A 24,136-nucleotide genomic window follows, 5' to 3' on the forward strand; every position below is an offset into this window, starting at 1 on the left:
GAAGGTTGATCTAATTTGATGAGGTTTGAGATAGGTTGAAAGGTTTGAAAATTGTCTGATGGGATTTGACGTCGGAAGGGATATTAACTAGCGGTTCGTTAGTCAAACCCCATCAAACACTCAAACCAGTTTTCAAATTTCATCAAACCCTATTTAACTGCCTGTTTCTGAACGCCTTCGAAGGTGATCTTCACGGGCTGAATCATGCCTTTTTCGTCAAAATACATCCGTTCGATGCAGGTTTCGCGGTGGTTCGCGTCGGTTTCGCTGAGGGGGCGACGGTGATAAATAATATACCACTCATCCGTTCCGGGCCGCTGAATAACCGAGTGGTGGCCCGCTCCCGTCGCTACTTTAGGGTCCTGCTGAAGCACCTTCCCAACGCGTTCGAAGGGTCCGAACGGAGAATCGGCCACGGCATAAGCCACGGAGTAGTTTGGCCCCGTCCAGCCACCTTCCGACCACATGAAGTAATACTTCCCGTTACGAATGAACATAAGGGGACCTTCTACGTAATTGGCAGGCGTAATTTCTTTGAACGTTTTGCCGTCTTCAAAAGGAATAAATCCCTTAAAATCCTGCGTCAGGTGAGCAATGTTACAGTGTTTCCAGCCCCCGTAAATCAGGTAATATTCACCGTCTTTATCCTTAAAAACGAATTGATCGATGGGTTGTGCTCCGTTGTGAAATTTATCCACGAGTGGCTTACCCAGATAATCCTTGAATGGCCCTTCAGGCTTGTTGGCTACGGCTACCCCAATGCCCCCCTTTTCCTGATCATTCTGAATGTCGTTTGCTCCAAAAAACAGGTAATACTTGCCTTTTTTCTCGATAATGGATGGGGCCCATAGGGCTCGCTTCGCCCACTTTACCGAGCTGGTATCAATGATATTCGGGTGCTTTTTCCAGTTCACTAAATCGGGTGAAGAGAACGCATCCATGAACACCTGCTTGTTGTAAGGAGCCGAATAGGTAGGATAAATCCAGTAATTTTTACCAAAAATGATGCCTTCGGGATCGGCATACCAGCCAGGAAAAACGGGATTACCAGAGCTGGTTTTCTGAGCTTCGGCTCCAAAGGCCGCCCCAGCCAGTGCCAGGAGGAGGAGACTTTTACGTTTGAGGGATTGAGGTAACTTCCGCATGAACGAGACTAACTAGTGTTTAAGAGGAATGTAAAACGGCTTTTATTTCTTCAGCACTGCGATGAATCAGGGTTAAGAAAAGGTAAAAGCCAGGGCTATTTGCTTTTACAAGATACTAACTCCTTCACATTCTGGCGATTTCTGAGAGGATACTAATAAAAGCACGATTGGTCTTGTTTTAACTCATTCGGAAGTAAAATGTAGGGTTTGAAAAGTGCATAAAGGGTCCTGGCAGATTGGCACTTCCCGAAAGCTTTGAACTTTCGGGAAGTGGAAAACAGTTAATAAGTTACCTTCTGAATAGCCGAGAAAATCGGGTCTTCTACCCCACTTACTTTTAACTTCACCCGGGCAAAAACGAAATTCTGAGCAGGCGTAATGGTTGGTACGGTTACCTGCATCTGAATGCCGTTCATAGTTTTTAAATCCGCTCCTTTGATTACCTGGGAAGCAATGTTGGTGCGAACATCAACAAAGGAGGTTTTGCTAATGTAAAGAGCCACTTCTTCGATGTTTTTGGCCGAGGCATCGGTAATGATTTTTTCGATGGAGAACTGCGTTGAAACCTTCTTTTCCCCACCCGTAAATGTTGCGTTGCGAATCATGTAATAAGGCAGTACTTCAATGTCCATCGTGCGACTACCCCGAAGCTGAACCGGAATGGTATCCGATTTCGTCTCCGCGTTCGGAATGGACTTGAACGGTCCCTGATACGAAGGAATGATGAGTTTGTAATTCCCATCAAATAATTGCGTGGCATAGGATCCGTCCTGATCGACGTTGACGTTAATGGAGCCTTTTTTACCCCAACCCGGCTCCCACAACTCGAAAGTTACGTTGTTGTATTCTACGCCAATGGGTTCACCTTTGTATACGATCCGACCCTTCAATTCCGACGCTGGCGGATCGTAGTTATCTAATTTGCAGGAGGTTACTAAACTTCCTATCAACAACAAAAAGAGATATTTTTTCATCCGTTCGAATGCGTTTACTGATTCGGATTCTTGACAATTTTGGGATTATTACTGCGGATTTCTTCGCTAATAAGCGAGTAATAGTTACCTAGCCGGAAGCGGTGCGGATTGGTTACATTGGAAGGAATAATCTTTCTGAAAATCCACTTGCCGTTTTGCTCGGTTCCGGGAGCGTATACCTTGTAGGGCCAGAGACCAAAAATGCGGGTGCTGGTTTCGGTTGCGACGCCGGGTTGTGTAGTCAGGTCGGTTGCGTTACCGTTCCAGACCACATGAGCCAGCCGCCAGCGTTTCATGTCCCAGAGAATGTGGTTTTCAAAAGCCAACTCTACCTTTCGTTCGTGAACGATGCGATCGAAGGTAATATCCGCCGATACGAGGTCTTTCGTAAATCCAGCCCGTTTGCGAACCTGATTCAGGTAACCCGCCGCTTTGGCATTCTGTCCGAGTTCAAAAGCGGCTTCGGCAGCGTTGAGTATTACTTCAGCATACCGATACCGAATCCACCACACCTCACTCCGGGTACCTAGCTGCCCCGAGCCCACCGTAGGGTCCTGGTATTTTCGTACGTAAAAACCCGTCTGAGCACTGAACTCCAGCCCGTCAATTGGGCCGTCGAAACCAACGACTTGTTCTTCAATCGTTTTGCCGGGTAATACTTTCCGAGCCCCAAAATTGTCTCCTGAGATAACCGTATTGTTCGTTAACAGATACCCCGCCCAGATGTCAACGGTTTTTCCTTTAAACTGACTTCCCGGCAGAATCACCGTTCCGGCCAGCCGAGCGTCGCGGCCCGCGAATAATTCGAGTGGATTGGAAAAGTAACGATTCGCTCCGCTGGCATCGGTATACCCATAGGTAGCAAACGTATTATCCAGCTTTTCAAAGGATTGCACCAGATTTAGTGAAGGATTCAGGCGTCCACCCTGCTGCTCCTCCGCTACCGAACGAGGCTGATTGATGATCGTCCAGTCGGTAGTCTTTCCGCTTTTGAGTTTAAAATCCTTCACGAAAATCGCTTCGGCATTATTCGATTTATCGGTGAATAAGCTGGCGAAATTGTCCGATAAATCCGTCGGTTTTTTCAGGTATAACGCATACTGTCCTAACGCGATCAACTCTTCCGAAGCCTTCAACGACTGCTGAAAATAAGCCGTGGCTTTACTCGCTTCAATTCCTACTTCTCCGCCGGGTAAAGCAACCTGTGGCGTGTTCACGCCGTATTTGGCAATCGAACCCGCATACAAAGCCGCCCGTGCTTCCGTAGCCAACGCCAGTCCTTTCGTAGCCCTGGATTTAATATTGGGATCGCTCGGCAAGTCGTTTTTAATGGCTTCCATTTCCGAAATCACAAAATCGTAAATCTCTGATTCTTTGGATCGGGCGTATTGCAGGTAGGTTGGATCGCCGCTGAAATCGTATTGCAAAGGCTCCAGAATTAACGGTACGCCACCCATTCGCTTTACCTCCTCGAAGTAAAATGACGCCCGCAGGTAACGGGCCTCGGCCAGAAAACGCTTTTTGCTGGCTTCGTCCAGTTGGGTGGCTGCCGTGCATTTCTGGATAAAGAGGTTCATTTCTCGCAGGTAGCCGTAATCCCAGTAATTCCACCAGTCGTAGTTATACTCTTGGTTTTTATGACGGTAATACTCCCCCGCACTCGAAGCAAAGGCCTCATCGAAGTTGGCATATTCCACCCATTTTTCGGTGCTCTGCACTTCTGGATAACGGTCGTACAAATCCACCAGAACGGTTAATACCAGATTTGGACTTTGCCAGACTTTATCGTTGGTCAGAATGTTTGTAGGGTCTTTATCCAGAAACTTCTGATCGTTGCAGGACCAGCCTACCCACATCAGCACCAGGAAACTTACGTAATGTATCTTTTTCATAGTCAGCAGATTAAAGTGAGAGATTCACTCCGACGTTGACGAATTTATTTTGAGGATAAGCCAGACCGTTTTCTTCGGTAATTTCAGGATCAATACCGATTTTTCTCAGGTTATCGATCGAGAACAGGTTATAGGTGTTCAGGTAAACCCGAGCCCGTTTCACCTTCACTTTTTCGAGGATTCGCTGAGGTACCGAGTACCCCAGTTCCATCGTACGCATTCGCAGATAGGTTACGTTGGTGAGCCAGAAATCAGAAGCCCGGTTATTACTATGACCGCCGTCGTTGAAGCGTAAAGCGGGATATTTTCCGGCCACCCAGGCACTGTTCAGATCAAAGGGATTCTCGCGGTGCCAGCGATCTTCATAGAAGTCTTTCAGTAAAGCTCCGCCGTTCTGGAAAGCCGTGCGTAACTCGTAATTACGAACCACGGAATAACCCGATCCACCCGAGAAGTCAGCCGTAAAGTCGAATCCTTTCCAGGCCAGTTGCAGGTTCAGACCGAAGTTAATCGTAGGGTTAGCTCCTACGCCATTCCCAATCGGACGCATATCGGAATCGTTAATCACGCCGTCCCCGTTGGTATCCTGATAAATCAAATCTCCGGGTAACAGGGTCTTATTTCCCTGACCATCAATATTTACCCCGTATTCGGCAATCTGGCTCAGCGACTCAAACCGACCGATCACGTGATGGCCCCAGTAAAGATCATTGAAGCGGTTCTCACTAGAGTTGCGGTAATAATCCCAGGAGTTATTCCAGCGGGGTTTATAAGAGGACAGAAATTTGCGGCGAGAGTACGACAGGTTACCGCCAATCGTAAAGTTTACTTCATTGAATTTGGTACTATAAAACAGCGAACCTTCGCCGCCAATTTGGGCATCACTGTTTACGTTTTCATCCGGCAAGCCATAACCCAATTCCGAAGGAACAAGTACGTCATATTTCCGACCGCGTAACCCCGAACGTTTCCGGTTAAAGTAGTCGAGCGAGCCGCTGAATTTTCCGTTCAGAAGCGTGTAGTCCAAACCCAAATCCAGGATTTTTGACGTAAACCAGGAGATATTAGTAATGGGAACACCCCGATCACGTGAGCCTTTAATGACCTGACCATCGATAATTACCGTTGAAGAACCATAGTTATAGCCCGATACATAATCAAAATCACCGATCCCTACATCGTCATCCCCAAGAGCCCCGTACGAACCCCGAAGCTTCAGGTTCGTTAATACCCGGTCGCCACCCGTTAAATCCTTGAAGAATGACTCTTCCGTGATTCGCCACCCACCCGAGACAGAGGGGAAGAAACCCCAGCGTTTGGAAGGAGCAAATTTGTAGGACGCATCCCGCCGTCCGGCCACTTCGAGGAAAATCTTGTTCTGGTAATTGTAGTTAATCCGACCAATGTAACCCGCCCGGGCCGTTTGAATATCGCTATCGTTATAGGTATCCATGTCGGCAAATTGCAGCAGGGGTAACTCATTGGTTTGAGGTACCGAGTGTACCCATACGTCGAGTTCGCGACGGGCAATTCGTTCCGCTACGAAGGTGGCTGCGAAATTATGTTTGCCGAAGCTGTTCTGATAGTTAATCTGTCCCTGCGTTACGTTTTCGAGGATTTTTCGGGTGCCCCGCTCCCGCCAGGGATTTGTACTTCCACCCGTTCGAACGTACTTGTCGGTGTCTTTGTAATAAGTGTAGGCATCGTACGTGTACTCGTGTCCGTTCATCAGGCGATCCGCGAAGTAATACGAATACGTGGCTTTTGCCGTCAATCCTTTGATGGGTGACCGATACTCGCCGACGAAGTTGGTTTGTAGTACCCGCCAGTCTTCCCGCCAATACCCTGATTTATTTTTATTTAACAAGCCCCAGTTGGTATCGTTATGCCCGATGTCATTCAGATATTCCGGGTTATCATTGGCAAAAGGACGCTCGGTAGGGCGATTACGGAACAAGGCAAAACGAGGAGCCCAATAATCATCAGCCCCCGGAACGCCGGGGTTATCCCGCGTTTCAATCCGACCATTGATCTGTACGCCCACTTTCAAAGAATTGGTAATCTGGGCATCAACGTTACTCTGAATATTGGTTCGTTTAAAAGTAAATTCCCGGCCTAATACTGAATTCTGGAAGAGATGCGTCGCCGAGATGTAGTAATTGATTTTATCCGAACCGCCCGTTGCGTTGATGTTGAAGTTATACTGCGGAGCGTTTCTCTTGACAATGTACTTAAACCAGTCGAAGCTTTTATACCCCGTTTCCGTGCCTTGCTGCCACTTGTTTAGTTCTTCCTGCGTGATGTCGGTACGTCCATACTGGTTCATTTCTGCATCGGCCTTTCCCAGCATCCACTGATAGGCATTCGTCGTTTTCGGAAAACGCGTCCAGTTTTGAAAACCCGTGTAGGCATCAACATTTATCGTATTAGAGCTGCCCATTTTTCCGCGTTTCGTTGTGACCACAATCACACCATTTGCCGCCCGAACCCCGTAAATGGCCGCCGACGCATCCTTCAATACGGTAATACTTTCAATGTCGTTGGGTGAAATGTTATTGAACTGCCCCGCATCTTTCTGGATTCCGTCGATTACGTACAAAGGGTTACCCATGTTCCGAATCTGGATATTGGCACTAGAGCCGGGCCGACCGTCATTCATCCGAAAGGTTACCCCCGGAATCTTCCCCGCCAGGCCGCTACTGACCGTCGAACCCCCGTGTACTTTTTCGAGATCTTTACTGGTAATGGTTGAAATGGCCCCGGTAATGGACTCTTTCTTCTGCTCACCGTATCCCACCACTACCACTTCATTCAGAGCCTGATCGCTGTTTTTCAGGGTAATGTTCAGAATCGTTTGTGATCCTACTGCTAGCTCCTGCGATTGATACCCTACCGAAGAAAAAATCAGGATTGCATTTCCATCAGGAACGTCCAGCCGGAACGCTCCGGTTGCATCGGTAGTGGCTCCCTTGGAAGTTCCTTTTACAATCACGTTTACGCCGGGTAAGCCCTCGCCCGTAGCTTCATCCCGCACGGTTCCCCGCACCGGAATATCCGCCGCAGGGTTGGTTTGCCGCAGGGATAACAGGGGCGAAACCCCATTGATTGGCGGCAGTACAAAGGACGTATTGGGAGAAGCCGACTGTACATTTTTTTCTTCCTGAATGATAATGTAGGACTTCTCCTTCATTTTCTGAAAGCTCAGCCCTACCGGAGTCAGAATGGCTTTTAATGCTTGTTCAGCCGACGCATGGCCTTTGAGCCGTTCAATGGGGATAGATACGTGATCCACCGTGCGGTTTTCAAACAGAATATCAACTTTATAATTCGTTTTGATGTCCTGTAAGGCTTTCCTTAACGACCGATACGCCGGTAATTTACTTTTCGTTTCCTGCCGCAGGGTTTCGGCTCGGGCAAAGGTCTGGGAGCTCCCTAATCCCGGAGCCATCGCCAAACCCGCCCAGAGACACAGGGGTAGTGATTTTTTCATAGATAATATATGCAAGAGGTAGTGTTAGTTTTTCTCGGTTAGGGTAATCGTTTTACCCGTACGCTCAATTTTGAGGCGTAGCATTACTTCCAGCACGTGCAGTAATTCATTGCCGTTTTTAGCAACAAAATCTCCGGTTACCAGCCGTTTTGCCAGATTTTGATCGGGAATTTTTACTTCGAAGCCGTAATTTTCCTTCATTAACTCCGCGATTTCTGACAGCGAAGTATCCGTAAACACGTACCGATGGTGAGTCCAGGCCGCCAGCGTTTCGGGTTTACTCTGCTTTTTTAGTTCGTAAGCCCCCACGGCAGTTAAGGTTACCTGATCGCCAGGTTTCATCGTTAACTTCCTCCCCTGCTCCTGAAAGTTGAGCTGTACTTTTCCCTTCATTAATACCACTCGGGTGCCCCGGTTGCGGTTAAACACTACGAACTCGGTTCCTACCACTTCCACATCCAGATTCCGGTTGGTCTTTACTACAAACTGGCGGTTGTCTTTGGTGTGTACTACCGAAAAGCGAGCTTCTCCGCTCAGGATTACGTTTCGGGGGCCGTTTCCAAAATCAAATCGTGGGTACTTGAGGGTAGAATTGGCATTGAGTATTACCTGGCTTCCATCGGGTAATACCACCGGTTTTATTTCACTGTAAGCCGTCTGGTAGCTTTTATATTGAAGCTCGTCCCGAAAAAACCAGCCGGAGCAAACCACCAGCACAGCAGCGGCGGCCAGCCAGGGTTTCCAGGACCAGAAATGATTAGGATTCTTTTCAACGATAACCGGACGAACGCCCTGCTCCATGAACTCCTGATATTTCTTAAAAGCATCTTCGGTATCAGCCTGATACTGAAGATTTCCGCTTTCCCATTCATGAAGGGTCTCGTAAAATAGATTTCGATTCTCGGGCTGCTGAAGCCATTCTTCTACCTGACGAACTTGCAGGGGCGTAGCTCGCCCGGCATGGTAGTCCATCAATTGAACGCGGGTAATCGGTTGCATAAGTTGAAACGAATGATAGAGATGGGACAAAAACCTTAAAGGGTAAGCAGGGCAAGAAGAACACACCCAATCCATTCGTCTTTGAGAACGAAACGGAGGGTAGCTAAGGCCTTGCTTATGTGCGATTCGACGGTTTTAATGCTAATCTGAAGCTCTTCCGCGATTTCCTGATATTTGCGATTTTCAAAGCGGCTTAACAGAAAAACCCGCTTACACTGCGAGGGAAGTTGCTCAATCGTTTGCTCAACTTTGCGTTGAAGCTCGTCAAACTGTACCATTTCAGCGGGCGATGGCTCGTACGCCACTACGGCTAATTCATGGGAGTCGGTGCTTTGACGAGCTTTCTGGAGTTCCCAGCGGAGGTAATTGTAGGAGCGGTTTCGAACAGCCTGATACAAATACGCTACACATGAAGTCGTTACTGTTTCATAGACCCGGTCGCTCCAGAATTTGCAGAATACTTCTGAAACAATATCCTCAGCAACTTCCTTCGAGTATACCAGCCGAACCGAATGACTGCACAAGGCCGCATAATATTGCTTAAACAGTGCCTCACAACCCTTTTTGGGATTTTCCTTAAATAATAACTGCAACGATTCTTCCGTATCTTTTCCCATCTGATTACGTGGATTGAAGTCCACCAATCGGGCGGCAGGGATGGTACGGATTCCCGGAGTAGATACAGGTAATGACATAGATTAGTCGGGCCAGAGGATAAATGGGATAACTGAGCATATTGACAAGTGGAGCGAGCGATACCCCGAGTCTGTTTTATAATTTTTTATATATTTTTTTCAACCTTTATAAGAATAAGTTTTTCAATGCAGAAATCAAAGTCTATTAATCCTGTGAATTATTCCATTAATCGCTTCAGTCACTCAGGGGGAAAGCTCGCGTACTTGTCCTTGGTCCTGCTTGCATTTATTCGAATACCTTTGCCAGGCATTCGCTACTTGTGATAGTAACCCAACCCACGTTTAGTACTTAGTACCCGCGATTTCATCTACCTTCATCTTTATTTCTTAACACCAGTTATTCATAATCCTCAAACCTCTTATGATCCGTAATTTTCTTACCCTCCTTACCTTCTCTCTGTTACTGGGCACTGCTCAGGCCCAAACCACCACGGGCGAACCCGTAAAGGTTATCCCGGGACGCTGGTCGGCTCAAAAAGCCAATGAATGGTATGCCCGACAGCCCTGGCCTGTGGGAGCCAACTTCACACCCAGCACGGCTATCAACCAGTTGGAATTCTGGCAGGAAGACACCTGGGACCCGAAAACGATTGATAAAGAACTGGGCTGGGCTCATGACATCGGGATGAACATCATGCGGGTGTTTTTGCATAACCTCTTGTGGGAGAAAGATCCCGAGGGACTAAAAAAACGCATGAACGAATTCCTCACCATCGCGGATAAACACCAGATCAAAATTCTGTTTGTGCTCTTTGATTCCTGCTGGAATGACGACCCGAAATCGGGTAAACAACCCGAACCGAAACCCGGCGTACATAACTCAGGCTGGCTGCGGGCACCGGGCACTAAACGAATGTTCGATTCCCGGACCTGGGGCAGTCTGGAAGCCTATACGAAAGGCGTAATTACCGCCTTCGGAAAAGATCAACGCGTCTGGGGCTGGGATTTATTTAACGAACCCACCAACAACGGCTATAACGATGCGGTCATGCCTCTGCTCATCAAATCATTTGAATGGGCACGGGCGGCGAAACCTACGCAACCTATCACTTCGGGCTGGTGGACGGAGCATCCGTTATCGAACGAATTCATGTTTGCCAATTCGGATATTATTTCCTTCCACAATTACAAACCTGCGGATAATCTGGAGAAGCAGATTCTGGAACTTCAGAAGTTAGGTCGCCCCATGATTTGCACCGAATACATGGCTCGTAAGCACAACAGCTTGTTCGAAACCTGTTTACCCATTTTCAAAAAGTATAAGGTCGGAGCTATCAACTGGGGTTTAGTTCAGGGAAAAACCAATACCTATTATGCCTGGGATGAACCCATTCCGAGTGGTGAAGAGCCCAAACTCTGGTTTCACGAAGTTTTCCGAAAAGACGGCAGCCCCTACAAAGCCGAAGAAGTGAAAGTGATCCGGGAGCTAACTAAGAAATAACTTAGTTTTAAGCGACTGTCTAAAAATAAGTTTATGCATCGATCTGTTATCAAGAGCGAAGCAGAGGAGATTACTTCCCCGGATTTCATCCGGGGCTATCCAGCCTGGGGCTATCCGTGTTGAACCCCTCCGGGGTTTCCTGAAGACCATTATTAACAACAACCCTAGCAGGGTTGAATATGAATAGCTCCAGTCTAAATTAAACCCAGTCTGGATGGGCTCAGGTTGGATAGCCCCGGATTTTATCCAGGGACACTGCGAGGACACGGTTAGTGTTGATATTTATCTCAGAATCATTACTTGATCATCAGCGTCTGTCATTCAGAGCGAAGCGAAGAAGCTTCTGAACTTTTCGAGCTTGTTAGGTCAGGCCGTAACTTGACTAAACCCGCCCCATTCCTCAGAAGGTCTCCCTCTTCGTTCGAGATGACAGAGGGAGGGGTGCTATTTCAGCCACTGGTGCGAGATTCCCTATTGTTTCTGTTGGTTCGCTTTTCCAACGCGGATTTGTGAAAAAAGCATTTGTAACGCTCAGCGTTGCAGACACTTTCCTCAACCATTTGCGACAAAGTCTTGGACGAACGTGGTATGCAGGAACCTGAGTAACCATAACATCGGTGAAGGTTTTAGCAACTATCATTTGCGTTAGGTCCCGAGCCCTGGACGGACGCTGCTAAAGATTATTCATCAATCACCGATAAGTCAATAATTAAATAAACTTTTCTTTTTCTACCAGTACTTGTTAGCTTCGCCGCCAAACAACAGTAGCGAGGTGCTCTCATAAAGTGCCCAATTCAGGTAAACGATTCACCTGGGTGCCGCTATAATTTTATAAATCCTCGTCCTTTGGATGGGGATTTTTTACATATACCTAGCCCCTACCAGACCGTAAATGTTCATTTACAAACCCCGCGATTAACGTTGAGAGACCTGGAACAGAAAGATGCCCTAGCCCTTTTTGAACTAGATTCGAATCCAGAAGTAATGAAATTCTTGGGAAAGCCGTCCCAGTCAATTGAAGAAAGTCAAGCAATGATTGAATACATTCGAGCTCAGTATATTCAAAACGGCATTGGTCGCTGGGCGGTAGAACACCGCGAAACGGGAGCTTTTATGGGCTAGTGTGGACTCAAATTTATGAATGATCGCGTCCTGAACGGAAAAACAAACTTCCATGATCTCGGCTATCGGCTTCTTCCGGCTTACTGGCAACAGGGCTACGCCTTTGAAGCAGCCGAAGCCTGTTGCACCTACGCCTTCGAGGTAATGAAACTCCCCTTACTCGTTGGGTTCGCAGATGTCGAAAATACAGGCTCCTGCCGGATCATGGAAAAGCTGGGGTTCCAGATCATCGAAGATTTTTACTACGAGAATCAGAGCCACCACTGGTACGAAAAAACGTTATAAATCTTTCAGCATCCAGATTGTACAACTGTAATGCCCGGAGTTACCCAGAGCCTGCGGAATGTAGTAAAAGCCCATGTGCTCATACATACCTACCGCCGAAGACATTTCCGGAAAAGTTTCCAGGTATAACTGTCGGTAACCGAGGGTAATGGCGGTTTCAAAACACCGTTGCATCAGGTACTTGCCAATGCCTTTTCCCCGAGCTTCGGGGCTTAAAAAGAAACGCACTAACTCCGCACAGCCATCAGGTAACCCCGGCGTTGGCGAAATGCCACAACCACCCAGAATCAGGCCGTCTACTTCTGCCACCCAATACACGGAACCCGATTTCCGAAAAAGCATGTACAAATCATCCGTCGTAGGATCAGTGTGAGCTGTACCTTCCAGCGGCACCCCAAATTCTTCGATGCCTGAACGAATAATTTCAGCCAGACGCTTATTATCTGACGGTTGAATGAGACGAAAAACCATAGTAGCTTTTAATGGGAAATAGAAAGGTGATTGCATTGACCGTCAGCTCGACATTGGATCAATCAACATCGGGCTGATGATCATTTCTTATTTTTTCGGGATTAACTTCAAACAAACGGGCATAGATAATGAAATTTCCTTACCTGTGGGCGTTAATTTTCCCGTCTGAGCATTGCGATTGAAAATGACAATATTATCTGTGTCACGGTTGGCTACCAACACCAGCCGACCCGAGGGATCAATGGCAAAGTTACGGGGATGTTTCCCTCCCGAGGGAGTTATTTCGACTAAAGTCAGTTTTCCCGTGCTGGAATCAATAGAATAGCAGACAATGCTGTCATGGCCCCGATTGGATCCGTACAAAAATTTACCATCGGGCGAAATATGAATATCGGCACAAATATTCGTCCCCTTGAAATCTGCCGGAACGGTTGAGATCGTCTGGATATCCGATAATGAACCATCCTTATTGTAGTTATAAGCCGTGACGGTCATGTCCAGCTCATTAATCACATAAGCGAATTTCTGACTGGGGTGAAAAGTAAAGTGGCGAGGCCCCGCTCCGGGCGAGGTGCGGGTGGGCTTGGCTTCCTTAAGGGTGCCATTTTTTGAGTCGAGCTGGTAATGCGTAACTTCGTCGATCCCCAGGTCAGGTACGTAGACATCCAGATTATTATCGGCAATATTGATGGAATGCACGTGAGCTTTCTCCTGGCGTTGCTTATTCGGCCCCGACCCTTCGTGTTGAATCGTTTTCAAGGGAGCACCAACACCGCCCGTAGGTAATACCGGAAGGATGCTTAAACTGCCGCCGCCGTAGTTACCCACCATCACCCACTTTCCGGTCTTATCAACGGCAATATGGCAGGGACCCGCTCCCCCCGACGATTCCGTACTGAGCTTTTCCAGTTTCCCGGAAGCATTGTCGAACGAAAAGGCGTATACGGCTCCCCCGTTGTCCATTTCTCCAACAGAATATACCTTTTTCTGATCGGGAGAAATAGCCAGAAAAGAGGGGTTTTTCAACCCTTTGGCCACACTTTCGCGACTAAATTCTCCGGTTTTGGTATTGAAATGATACACATAAATTCCTTCACTTTCTTTCTGAGTGTAGGTTCCTACCAGCAGATGGTAATCATCCGTTTTCTGAGCGTTTGACATATGAACTAGGCTTAAAAGGGCGGTACTTAAGGTAAGTTTTGCAAACATATAGGGATACGATTTAGAGGGCCAAGGTTACCAGAACCCGTTTGTCAATGGAAACTCAAAACTACATAATTCTTAATTCCCAAGTAATTTACGTTTTTGGTCCGCTAAATTCCTAAGCTTACGACCCGGAGGAAAGCGGCGGGTATACGTGAAACGATAGTTACCGGTTCGAACCAGATATTCAGTATCAGAAGCTCCGTTGACGCTTACGTCCGACTGCACCAGCGACAGCTTAAGCATCCATTTTTCAGAGTTATAGCCAATGGAAGCCCGGTAATTAAAGTTAGGCCGTACATGAACATTGACCTTCCCGAATGCATTTCCCGTATTCTCTGAACTCATGGATAAATTCAGATTTGCAGTCAAAGAGCCCGTCACAAAGAAATGGCGATTCATAACCCAGGTATAGGCATAACCACCCCCTGGTCCCAGCTTAAAGAATCGTATCTTACTTACCTTAAAATCATGGATATAAGCCGTTGGAGCCAGGGTACTGTCACCGCCCATAGCTCCATAAAAAATTTCGGCTCCGTAAAGCCAGGTACCAGCGGATTTTTTCTGCCATTCATTCTGAACCAATGCTGCCTGGTAGGAGAAGCGGTTACCGTTCGTCAGGCGATAATACGATACTCCACCCATGCGAAGGTATACGTCGGGGCGTTGGTAATAGGGTTCCGAGATATTATCGGCCAGGCTTTGGGAGGTAAGGTAGTATCCTTTGTAAAACTGGCCGTAGATATCAGCTACCCAGTTCCTATTGTAGAGGTGCGACTGCAAATCCAGGTATTTTGATTTCCCCTGGCCACGCTCAGGATTTAGAAACGGAAAACCTAAGGCCAGATTGAGCGTAACCGATTCATACGTAGCTCCTATCCCCAGATTAAGGCTTGAATTGGGATGGAAAGCTATTTTACTAGAGGGCGTTTTAATTAATAAGCGACTGTATTTTTGAGAAAGGTAAACCCGGGCCGCCAGTTGCCGTTCGAAGGATTTAATATAGGTAGTATCAATGGTGTGAACAGATTCCTTGGTTGGCAAGACTAACTCATCCAGTTCCTGAGTCCATCCAACGGTGGCCCAGCATAAGCAAAATAAAAAAAAACAGAAAAAACGAAACATGACGGGCCTTACATTTAATCGATAACCTCTAAAAAAATAAGGCCAGTAGGAGCTGTTTAAAATGAGATTTAAATAATAGTAAGTAGGTTTCTCCCGGCTCGAGAAGGTCGTTTTAAGGCGTTTGTTTACTCTCAAGCCTGTCATCCAGAGCGAAGCGAAGGACCTTACTTATCCTTGCGAACTTATCTGGTCATGGGAAAACGTTACTAGCCTTAACACCGTCCCATTTTACACAAGGTTTCTCCCTTCGTTCGAGATGACAGAGGGAGGGTTGCTAATTTCCACCACTGATGCGAGATTCCATCTCGTTCCTACAAAAACGGCAGGTGGGAACTTGACGTTATCCCTCAAGCTTGTCACCCTAGCGAATAAATGAACTCCGTTCGTTCGCGACTGTGTCGCGGATAGCTGAAGAAAGCGTCTGCGACGCTCGGCGTTACAAACGCTTTTCTCTTAACCCTATACGTTCGAAAAGGGGAATAAGATCCTTCGCTTCGCTCTGGATGACAGAGGATAATGATAAAGTATGGATCTATTTCTCTGTTCAAGAGAGCCGTAGATAAATTCCGTTGCTATCCCCCAAACCACTGGTGCGAGATTCCTCTCATTCCTACCCTAACAGCAGGCTCCTATTTGCCATTACCTCCGAGCCTGTCAAGTGAAATACGCCTTTCGTTCCCTGCTAGATTTCTTTGCTTGAGACGGCCAGAGGCCTACAAATATGCGGTCACTCGGCAGAGTCGAGCGACTGCGAGTGTGCCAAAGACAGCCTACCTCCGTTAGTTTGCGTTTCCAAAACGGATTTATGAAAAAGCGTTGGTAATGCTGAGCGTGGCAGACACTTTTCTCAGGCATCCGCGACACAGTTGCGGACGAACAAAGAGCCGTAGCTCCATAACAAACCGAAAAAACTCTACTACTGGTGTGAAATGGACTTAAATACCAACAGTCCCCGCAGTGTCCCCGGATTTCATCCGGGGAAGTAACGAGTTACCAACAGAAACCTGTCCGAGGTCAAGTAAGATCCTTCGCTTTCAATCACCGATGGCTGCATAAACGCTTCCTCCAACGGTCCCTAAAGTGGGCAGGGGCTTACTTCCTTATTATGTAACTCTTACCTTTTAGATAAGCTTTTAGGTTCTTGAATTTTCATTCACTCAAGCCATTACACCGTTCTGGAAAAGAGCCGTTCGGCATTGCTCTGCTCTTTAAGTTTTTTGTCATAGGCCATGCAAATATTCCGAATAAACGCTCGGCCCCTTTCAGTAATCACGACACGTTCTTTACTATACGTCACCAGCCCGTCATTCCTGAGCTCTTCAAGCATTTCCAGCGATGCAGGCATACCCTGGGATTCAAAGCGGCACATCAGGTTAAGGATCTGCTGCCGGATTGTTAAGTCCTCGTCGGTCAGAGCATGCCCTTTGATAAGCGGCAAAATGCCTTCACTGACTTTGGCAATATACGCCTCAATGTCCTTTTCATTCTGGGCAAAAGCCGTCCAGCAATCCGAAATGGAAGAAGCTCCCAGCCCAATCATCACTTCTGAACGAGTCGTGGTATACCCCATGAAATTTCGGTGTAGCGTTCCCGCTTGCATCGCCTGACAGAGCGGATCATGCGGTAAGGCAAAGTGATCCATTCCAATTTCGGTATAACCGGCTGCGAGTAATAACTCCCGGCCCCGTTCATAAAAAGCCCTCTTGACGGCTCCTTTCGGAATATTTTCATCCTGAAACCCTCGTTGTCCGGTTCCTTTGATCCAGGGAACGTGGGCGTAGGAATAATAAGAGATACGATCAGGTCGCAGAGCGATGGTTTTTCGGATGGTTTCCTCTACTCCTTCCATCGTCTGAAAGGGCAAGCCATAGACCAGATCATGGCTCACCGATGTATACCCTATGTTGCGAGCCTGCGTGGTAACTCGCTCCACATTCGCAAAAGGCTGAATTCGATGGATTGCTTTTTGTACCCGCAGGTCATAATCCTGAACGCCAAAGCTAACCCGGCGAAAGCCCAGTTGATGCAAAACCGTTAAATGCTCCGCCGTTGTATTATTGGGGTGCCCCTCAAAGCCAAAGTCAATGTGTTCTGCCAGCTCCCCTCCAATCAATAATTGCTCCAGAAACCAACGTAGGTTTTCGGCTGAAAAAAAGGTGGGTGTGCCGCCCCCCAAATGAATTTCAGCAATGCTGGGACGTTTTGGCAGCTCATCCAGATATAATTGCCATTCCTTCAATACAGCTTCCAGGTAGCTTTTTTCGACGCCGTGATTTTTAGTAATGCGTTTGTGACATCCACAGAACGTACACAGACTTTCGCAATAGGGCAAGTGAATATACAGGCTTACCTGACCACCAGTGTTTTGAAACTGCTGCCGCAATCGCTGCTTCCAGATTTCGGCAGAAAAGGTATCCACGTCCCAAAAGGGAACCGTTGGGTAACTCGTGTATCGTGGCCCGGCCACGTCATATTTCTGGATTAACTCGGACTCGTTCATCATTCTTAGGGCTTCTCGCATTACTAACCGTTACGACACAAAGCTCCCTCGCCTTCACAGGCATTCCAATGACTTTTATCATCCAAACTCCCTGCATTTATTACCCGTCGTACCCTTCTACCCCTTGGCGGGCTTTATATTTGTAGTGGATTTACGCATCCATCATTCTTCTTATTAATACATTATGCCTTTTCCATACGAATATCTCAAATCATTGCACATCATCTTTGTGGTGAGCTGGTTTGCAGGTCTGTTTTATTTACCCCGACTCCTGGTTTATCATACCGAAGCCCATGCCAAGCCCGAGCCTGCTCGCGGCATTCTTTCTGCGGAATATAAACGCAATGAGAAGTTACTCTTCAATGCCATCATGGTTCCGGCCATGTGGTTAACAATCCTTTCGGCAAGCTGGATGCTTTATTTATTCCCCTTCTGGCTTCAGCAACCGTGGATGCACCTGAAGTTAACCTTCGTTGCCGGGGTCATTGCCTATCATTTTTACTGTCGGAAATTAATTCTCGAATTGCGGAAAGACCACTTTCGGCATACCTCCATTCAGTTGCGGCTCTGGAACGAAGTAGCCACCGTTTTACTCTTCGCCATTGTTTTTCTGGTCGTTTTGAAAAATGCTCTCGACTGGATTTATGGAGTTATCGGATTAATCATTTTTGCGGTGTTAATCATGACTGCGGTACGTCTGGTGAAGCGTCGTCGTGAACAAAAGCAGCAAAAGCCTTAAAAAGTACTTGGCAGTTTAGGCCTTAGCTTTTATTTTTGTGCCATATCTAAAAAGAATTTCATCATGTCATCAAATAGCGAATCAACCTCTTCTGCAAAGGCTCCTCAATTAGGTGGTTTCTTATTAATAGCTGCGATTCTCTGGATCTTCGGAGATACGCTTACTGCAATTTTGGGCACCCTGCTGGTTGGAGCTGCTTTTGCTGCTTACAACTCCCCTCGTCACTACTAAGATTCGGCCCTTTGGGGGATTCGAATTTTATGATCATAACAGAAAAGTCTGGCTTCGGTCAGACTTTTTTTGTGCCTTTTTCATGAATGCGTAAATTATTTTTCAAGTATTCTTTGCCAAATATTATTTTACAAAATCAAATACCTACTAAAAAATCATTTGGCTCGGGTGTAAATACCTAGATCAGCTAATGCATAAACCCGACCGTAACAAAACATTATCAAAGAATAGTACAATTAATCAGGCCAAAATTATTTATTTTTTTTTCTACCCTCTTTTAAAACGTATTTTTCTACAAATCGAACAATATTTTGTTTGGCATCCTATTTAGAAAACCTGTTTTTGCTTAAAACTGCATTTTTCTATTCGAAATGCCTCTTTTTGTCACTTGCCTCACACGCATTACGCCATTGTAACTATTTGATTATCTGCTATAAATACAAGATTTTTGTCAAAAAATAAAGACACTTCTAGTATCACCCGTGTCTTTTTGCACTCGAAGCGATCATCTTGTATAAAGCCATGAATTTGTTTTTTAACAACATACTTACGATGTCCCTACCCCGCACGCCGGGCATGACTCAACCTGGTGCGGAATTTATGTTACCCTTCATCGGAATTGCTATTCTTTGCCTGGGCGTTGGATTTTATTTTACGAATCGTCGCCAGCAATGGTTACAACAGTCAGCTACGGCTGAAGGAGTCGTTGTTGAAGTATTTAAAAAATACAACCGGGATGATAAAATGGGAAATTACCCCCTGCACTTCCCTCAGGTTAAATTCAACGTAGGTAATCATCAGTTTTTAGCTCTAGGCGAAGAAGGTTTTAATAATCCTCTACAGGTAGGTTCAAGAATACCCGTTCGCTACAACGTAGGAAATCCCGAAGATGCTACCCTTGGTACCGAACACGTACCAGGCGTCCAACCCAAAGTATTTTATATTGTAAGTGGATTGTTTTTTGCCATCGGTGTTCTGTTTGCCTTATAAATAAGCAGTCGTTTCCCTCTACTTCGGCCCCGTGTTCAAAATAACACGGGGCTTTTTTGTGCTTATCCCGCAAGATTTACCTCACCTTTAATAAATTTCTTCCAGTTTTACTTATCTTCCAGCATCTGCTATTAAGTCAATTAAAGATGTAAAGATCCATTCGGGAAATGCATAGCCCTACCGTCTGGCGGGAATGGTTCTTTTGGCCCAGGTCTGTCCTTTATGGATAGACCGATAGGTATAGCCGTATTGTAAATAACCAAGTGTTCTTGTGAATTTTTTAAGATTAGCCAAATTTCATTTAGAAATTCTCAAAGAATACGGCATTTCTTTTGGCAAGTTTGCATATTTGCAGTCAAGAGGTTTTTAGTATGAAAATTCTGTGAACTGCGGTTCGCCTCCAAACGTAATAGACTTATTTTGTTTAACCTCATTACTGCATGACTCCTGAATACGTCCGTAAAATTAAACGCCTGCTGGTAGCTAACCGCGGTGAAATTGCCATTCGCATCATGCGGGCCGCTACGGAATTAGGCATACAGACCGTTGCTGTTTATACCTATGAAGACCGTTATTCCCTTCACCGATATAAGGCTGACGAAGCTTACCAGATTGGTCGTGACGAAGATCCGCTGAAACCTTACCTTGATGTAGAAGGGCTGATTGCTCTGGCTAAGCGTAAGAAGATCGACGCCATCCATCCTGGGTATGGCTTCCTGAGTGAGAATACCTATCTGGCGACTCGTTGCCGGGAAGAAAATATCATTTTCGTAGGTCCATCGCCGGAAGCTATGCAGGCTCTGGGCGATAAGGTAATTGCGAAGGAAACTGCCATTAAGGCCGGTTTGCCCGTTATTCAGGATGCGAAAATCAAAGGCGAACCCGCAGAGAAAGTACTGGCCGAAGCCGAACGCATTGGCTATCCTCTGATGCTGAAAGCCGCCGCGGGTGGTGGCGGTCGAGGCATGCGGGTGGTACGGGATGCGGAATCGCTGGAGCGTTCTTATAACGAAGCTCGTAACGAAGCTAAAAATGCTTTTGGCGATGATACCATCTTCATTGAGAAGTTCATTGAAAACCCCAAACACATTGAGGTTCAGTTACTCGGCGATCAGCACGGAAATCTGGTTCACCTCTTTGAGCGGGATTGTTCGGTTCAGCGTCGTTTCCAGAAAGTAGTAGAGATTGCTCCCTCGGTAAACCTGAAACAGGAAACCCGGGAGAAGCTCTACGAATATGCCGTTGCGATTGGTAAAGCAGTGAATTACTCCTGTGCGGGTACGGTTGAGTTCCTCGTCGATAAAGAAGAAAACATTTACTTTATTGAGGTAAACCCCCGGATTCAGGTAGAGCACACCATTACCGAAGAAATTACAGGTATTGATCTGGTTCGCAGCCAGTTACTGGTAGCGATGAATTATAAACTGTCCGACAATGGTATTTACCTGCACGGACAGGAAGATATCGAAATGGATGGCTTTGCCATTCAGTGTCGGATTACGACGGAAGATCCTGCCAACGGATTCAAACCTGATTTTGGTACGATCATCGCCTATCGTAACGCCGCTGGTTTCGGTATTCGTCTGGACGAAGGTTCGACATACCCCGGCATGAAGATTTCTCCTTACTTCGATTCAATGCTGGTGAAGGTTTCTTCCTCTGGACGAACGTTCAAGGGAGCCATTCAACGTCTGGAACGAGCTTTGGTTGAATTCCGGATTCGTGGGGTAAAAACCAACATTCCTTTCCTTCAGAATGTACTTGCCCACCCTACGTTCCAGTCGGGTGCGTGTACGGTGCAGTTCATCGACAACTCTCCTGAGCTTTTCAATTTCCGCAAATCACAGGATCGCTCGACGAAGCTGCTACGTTACCTGGGCGAAGTAATCGTGAACGGAAACCCCGATGTAAAGATTAAAAACGAGAAGACATTCCGCACTCCCATTGTGCCTCCCGTTGATCCTTTCAGCGAGTTTCCTCTGGGTAACAAGGATCGCCTGAATCGTATGGGTCCTGCAAAATTCGCCGAATGGGTAAAGGAACATAATACGATTTTATACACCGATACGACTTTCCGGGACAGTCATCAATCTCTGCTGGCTACGCGGGTTCGTACCGACGATATGCTGGAAGTGGCTTCCGGTTTTGCGAAATCATTCCCCCAATTATTCTCCATGGAAGTTTGGGGTGGAGCCACGTTTGATGTCTCCATGCGTTTCCTTCATGAAAACCCCTGGACTCGTCTGCGTCAATTCCGCGAAGCCATGCCGAATATGTTACTCCAGATGCTATTCCGGGGTAGTAACGCGGTGGGCTACTCAGCGTACCCAGACAATTTAATTGAGACTTTCGTTGAAAAATCCTGGGAATCAGGAGTGGATGTCTTCCGCATTTTTGATTCGCTCAACTGGATTGATGCGATGAAAGTATCCATCAAAGCCGTTCAGGAACGTACGGGCGGTATTGCCGAGGCAGCGATCTGTTACACCGGTGATTTCCTCCAATACAAGAATAATCCCAATTACAAATATTCACTTCAGTATTACCTGGATCTGGCTCGTCAGCTTGAAGATTTAGGGGCTCACATGCTGTGTATCAAAGACATGGCAGGCTTACTGAAGCCTCAGCAGGCTTCGATTCTGGTAAGTGAACTGAAGAAAGTTCTTAGCATTCCCGTGCACTTACACACGCATGACACTTCGTCCATTCAGCCTGCTACGTACCTAAAAGCAATTGAAGCAGGAGTAGACGTGGTTGATTGCTCCATTGCGGCGATGTCTGGTCTGACTTCTCAGCCCAACTTCAACTCGGTAGTGGCGATGATGGAAGGACACGAGCGGGAACATCCGATTGACCTTCCTTTACTGAATCAATATTCGACGTATTGGGAAGATGTACGGGAGTACTATTATCCCTTTGAAAGTGGTATGCGTTCGGGCTCGGCTGAGGTATACGAAAACGAAGTACCCGGCGGTCAGTTCTCAAACCTTCGTCAGCAAGCCATTTCACTGGGCGTTGGTGACAAATTTGAAATACTGAAGAAAAACTACATCACGGCGAACCAGTTGTTTGGGGATATTGTGAAGGTGACCCCGTCGTCTAAAGTAGTGGGCGACATGGCTATTTTCATGACCTCCAATAATCTGACGTCGGAAGACGTATTCACTCGTGGCGATTCCTTAAGTTTCCCTGAATCTGTTAAAGGATTCCTGAAAGGCGAACTCGGTCAACCCGTGGGCGGTTTCCCCGAAGAGCTTCAGAAAATCGTTTTACGGGATGAAGAACCCATCAAAGGCCGTCCGAACGATAGCTTACCTCCACTCGACCTGGAAGAAGATTTCGCGGCATTCAAGAAGAAATTCCCGAACGCCGAATTCTACATGGGTAACGACGGAGCTTTCCTGGATTACCTGAGTTACAAAATGTATCCGAAAGTTTACGAAGATTTCTACGTTGCTTCTGATCGTTATGGTGATGTAAGTAAGCTTCCCACTCCAGCGTTTTTCTACGGTCTGAAACTGGACGAGGAAATTCTGGTAACGATTCAGGAAGGAAAGACGATCATGATCAAACTGTCTTACGTATCGGAACCTGACGAAACAGGCCACCGTACGGTAACGTTTGATCTGAACGGTCAGGCCCGCCGGATTTCGATCAAGGATAATGCGTTCAAGGCTACGAAATCTCAAAATGAAAAAGTAACCAAAGCCGGACAGGTAGGTGCTCCGCTTCAGGGTCGCTTGAGCCGTATTCAGGTGAAAGAAGGTGAAGAGGTGAAGAAAAATCAACCGCTCTTTGTCATTGAAGCCATGAAAATGGAAAGTATCGTAGCCGCTCCGATTGCCGGTAAAATCACGTCCATTGCTCTAAGTGAAGGCACGGTGGTTGAACAGGACGATTGGGTAGTTACCATCGAATAATAATCTTCAAATCAATGAAGAGAAGGCCCGCATTTGGGGATCACGCATTCGATCCCTAAATTGGGCCTTCTCCTTTTTTTAGGGATAATTTCAGATTAAACATTTTAACTTAACTCTCTATTCCATGCGTACGTCACCTATTTTTATTCTTGCTTTATTTTGTCTCAGCTTCGTTGCGTCGGCTGAACGCCCATTGAAAGAAAAATGGAAGTCACTTTTTAATGGAAAAGATCTTACGGGCTGGAAGGTATACGGTACCGAAAAGTGGTACGTGAAAAACGGCGAACTCATCTGCGAAAGTGGCCCGGACAAACAATACGGCTACCTGGCTACGGAAGAGCAGTTCAAGGATTTTGAAGTAGAAGCCCAGTTTCTACAGGAAGCGGACGGCAACAGTGGCATTTTCTTTCACTCGTCCATCGAAGGAACGAAAGTATCTGGCTGGCAGGTAGAAGTGGCCCCCCCAAATCATTCGACGGGTGGTATTTATGAATCTTACGGTCGCGGCTGGCTTATTAAACCCGACCCCACTAAGGATAAAGCTCTGAAAATGGGCGAATGGAATACGATGAAAATTAAGGTACAGGGGAACACGGTAACCTCCTGGCTCAATGGTCAGGAAATGGTAACGATGACTGACGATGCGTTTGGTTCGCGTGCGGGAAGCATCGCCCTGCAAATTCACGATGGCGGAGGTATTAAAGTTCGTTGGAAAAACATCAAGGTTCGGACTTTATAAGCCCTAGATAATTAGTAATAAAAACGCTACCTGTAAACCGGGTAGCGTTTTTTGTTACTACTTTTTAGGAGTTCATCTGCGACTGTGCCCCGGATGCCTTAGTAAATCATTTAAAACGCTAAGCGTCGCAGAAGCCATTCTCAGGAAGCCGCGTTATAAACGCGGACTAGCCAAT

16 protein-coding genes and 1 pseudogene are annotated in these 24,136 nt (G+C 46.6%); 7 read left to right on the forward strand and 10 right to left on the reverse strand.

What is annotated here, in order from left to right; genetic code table 11:
- Positions 1 to 149 precede the first annotated feature (149 nt).
- The 6 genes from QE390_RS18455 to QE390_RS18480 form a co-directional block, all read right to left on the reverse strand.
- Entirely contained in the window at positions 150 to 1,145 is a 996-nt protein-coding gene (locus QE390_RS18455; RefSeq protein ID WP_307143253.1) for a glycoside hydrolase family 43 protein, read from the reverse strand.
- Positions 1,146 to 1,426: 281 nt separating this feature from the next.
- On the reverse strand, positions 1,427 to 2,119 hold the full coding sequence (locus QE390_RS18460; protein WP_307143254.1) for a DUF3823 domain-containing protein: 693 nt from the start codon (positions 2,117 to 2,119) through the stop codon (positions 1,427 to 1,429).
- 14 nt (positions 2,120 to 2,133) lie between these two features.
- Complete coding sequence (locus QE390_RS18465; RefSeq protein ID WP_307143255.1) at positions 2,134 to 4,011, reverse strand: RagB/SusD family nutrient uptake outer membrane protein; 1,878 nt, start codon at positions 4,009 to 4,011, stop codon at positions 2,134 to 2,136.
- A 10-nt stretch (positions 4,012 to 4,021) separates the two neighbouring features.
- Positions 4,022 to 7,501 (reverse strand): TonB-dependent receptor, encoded by a 3,480-nt coding sequence (locus tag QE390_RS18470; protein ID WP_307143256.1) that lies wholly within the window; start codon positions 7,499 to 7,501, stop codon positions 4,022 to 4,024.
- Between the two features lie 24 nt (positions 7,502 to 7,525).
- A complete protein-coding gene (locus QE390_RS18475) occupies positions 7,526 to 8,500 on the reverse strand; it encodes a FecR family protein (protein WP_307143257.1) in 975 nt (324 codons plus the stop codon).
- A gap of 35 nt (positions 8,501 to 8,535) precedes the next feature.
- Positions 8,536 to 9,195 (reverse strand): RNA polymerase sigma-70 factor, encoded by a 660-nt coding sequence (locus tag QE390_RS18480; RefSeq protein WP_307143258.1) that lies wholly within the window; start codon positions 9,193 to 9,195, stop codon positions 8,536 to 8,538.
- 361 nt (positions 9,196 to 9,556) lie between these two features.
- Here QE390_RS18480 and QE390_RS18485 point away from each other — a divergent pair, with 361 nt between their 5' ends.
- Both QE390_RS18485 and QE390_RS18490 read left to right on the forward strand, forming a co-directional pair.
- Positions 9,557 to 10,636, forward strand: a complete 1,080-nt coding sequence (locus tag QE390_RS18485; protein WP_307143259.1) for a cellulase family glycosylhydrolase — start codon at positions 9,557 to 9,559, stop codon at positions 10,634 to 10,636.
- A gap of 921 nt (positions 10,637 to 11,557) precedes the next feature.
- Positions 11,558 to 12,043 (forward strand): annotated as a pseudogene (locus QE390_RS18490) (GNAT family N-acetyltransferase).
- Here the strand turns inward: QE390_RS18490 and QE390_RS18495 are convergent.
- The 4 genes from QE390_RS18495 to hemN form a co-directional block, all read right to left on the reverse strand.
- Positions 12,038 to 12,514 (reverse strand): GNAT family N-acetyltransferase, encoded by a 477-nt coding sequence (locus QE390_RS18495; protein WP_307143260.1) that lies wholly within the window; start codon positions 12,512 to 12,514, stop codon positions 12,038 to 12,040. The pseudogene QE390_RS18490 and the gene QE390_RS18495 sit on opposite strands and share 6 nt — an antisense overlap.
- 87 nt (positions 12,515 to 12,601) lie before the next feature.
- A complete protein-coding gene (locus QE390_RS18500) occupies positions 12,602 to 13,675 on the reverse strand; it encodes a lactonase family protein (protein ID WP_307143261.1) in 1,074 nt (357 codons plus the stop codon).
- 120 nt (positions 13,676 to 13,795) lie between these two features.
- Positions 13,796 to 14,842: a DUF4421 domain-containing protein gene (locus QE390_RS18505; protein WP_307143262.1), complete on the reverse strand. Its 1,047-nt coding sequence runs from the start codon at positions 14,840 to 14,842 to the stop codon at positions 13,796 to 13,798.
- A 1,165-nt stretch (positions 14,843 to 16,007) separates the two neighbouring features.
- Positions 16,008 to 17,345 (reverse strand): oxygen-independent coproporphyrinogen III oxidase, encoded by a 1,338-nt coding sequence (gene hemN, locus QE390_RS18510; RefSeq protein ID WP_307143263.1) that lies wholly within the window; start codon positions 17,343 to 17,345, stop codon positions 16,008 to 16,010.
- Positions 17,346 to 17,526: 181 nt separating this feature from the next.
- Here hemN and QE390_RS18515 point away from each other — a divergent pair, with 181 nt between their 5' ends.
- The 5 genes from QE390_RS18515 to QE390_RS18535 all read left to right on the forward strand — a co-directional run bounded on the left by QE390_RS18515 (position 17,527) and on the right by QE390_RS18535 (position 23,961).
- The gene (locus QE390_RS18515; protein ID WP_307143264.1) at positions 17,527 to 18,081 is read left to right on the forward strand and encodes a CopD family protein; all 555 of its coding nucleotides are present in this window, start codon (positions 17,527 to 17,529) and stop codon (positions 18,079 to 18,081) included.
- 63 nt (positions 18,082 to 18,144) lie between these two features.
- The gene (locus QE390_RS18520) at positions 18,145 to 18,312 is read left to right on the forward strand and encodes a hypothetical protein (RefSeq protein WP_307143265.1); all 168 of its coding nucleotides are present in this window, start codon (positions 18,145 to 18,147) and stop codon (positions 18,310 to 18,312) included.
- Positions 18,313 to 18,834: 522 nt separating this feature from the next.
- On the forward strand, positions 18,835 to 19,302 hold the full coding sequence (locus tag QE390_RS18525) for a DUF3592 domain-containing protein (protein WP_307143266.1): 468 nt from the start codon (positions 18,835 to 18,837) through the stop codon (positions 19,300 to 19,302).
- Positions 19,303 to 19,742: 440 nt separating this feature from the next.
- On the forward strand, positions 19,743 to 23,222 hold the full coding sequence (locus tag QE390_RS18530; protein WP_307143267.1) for a pyruvate carboxylase: 3,480 nt from the start codon (positions 19,743 to 19,745) through the stop codon (positions 23,220 to 23,222).
- A gap of 124 nt (positions 23,223 to 23,346) precedes the next feature.
- Positions 23,347 to 23,961 carry a DUF1080 domain-containing protein gene (locus QE390_RS18535; protein WP_307143268.1) on the forward strand — a complete coding sequence of 205 codons (615 nt, stop codon included), beginning with the start codon at positions 23,347 to 23,349 and terminating at the stop codon, positions 23,959 to 23,961.
- Positions 23,962 to 24,136 lie beyond the last annotated feature (175 nt).

The sequence above is a fragment of the Siphonobacter sp. SORGH_AS_1065 genome, from assembly GCF_030818595.1.
Lineage (GTDB): Bacteria > Bacteroidota > Bacteroidia > Cytophagales > Spirosomataceae > Siphonobacter.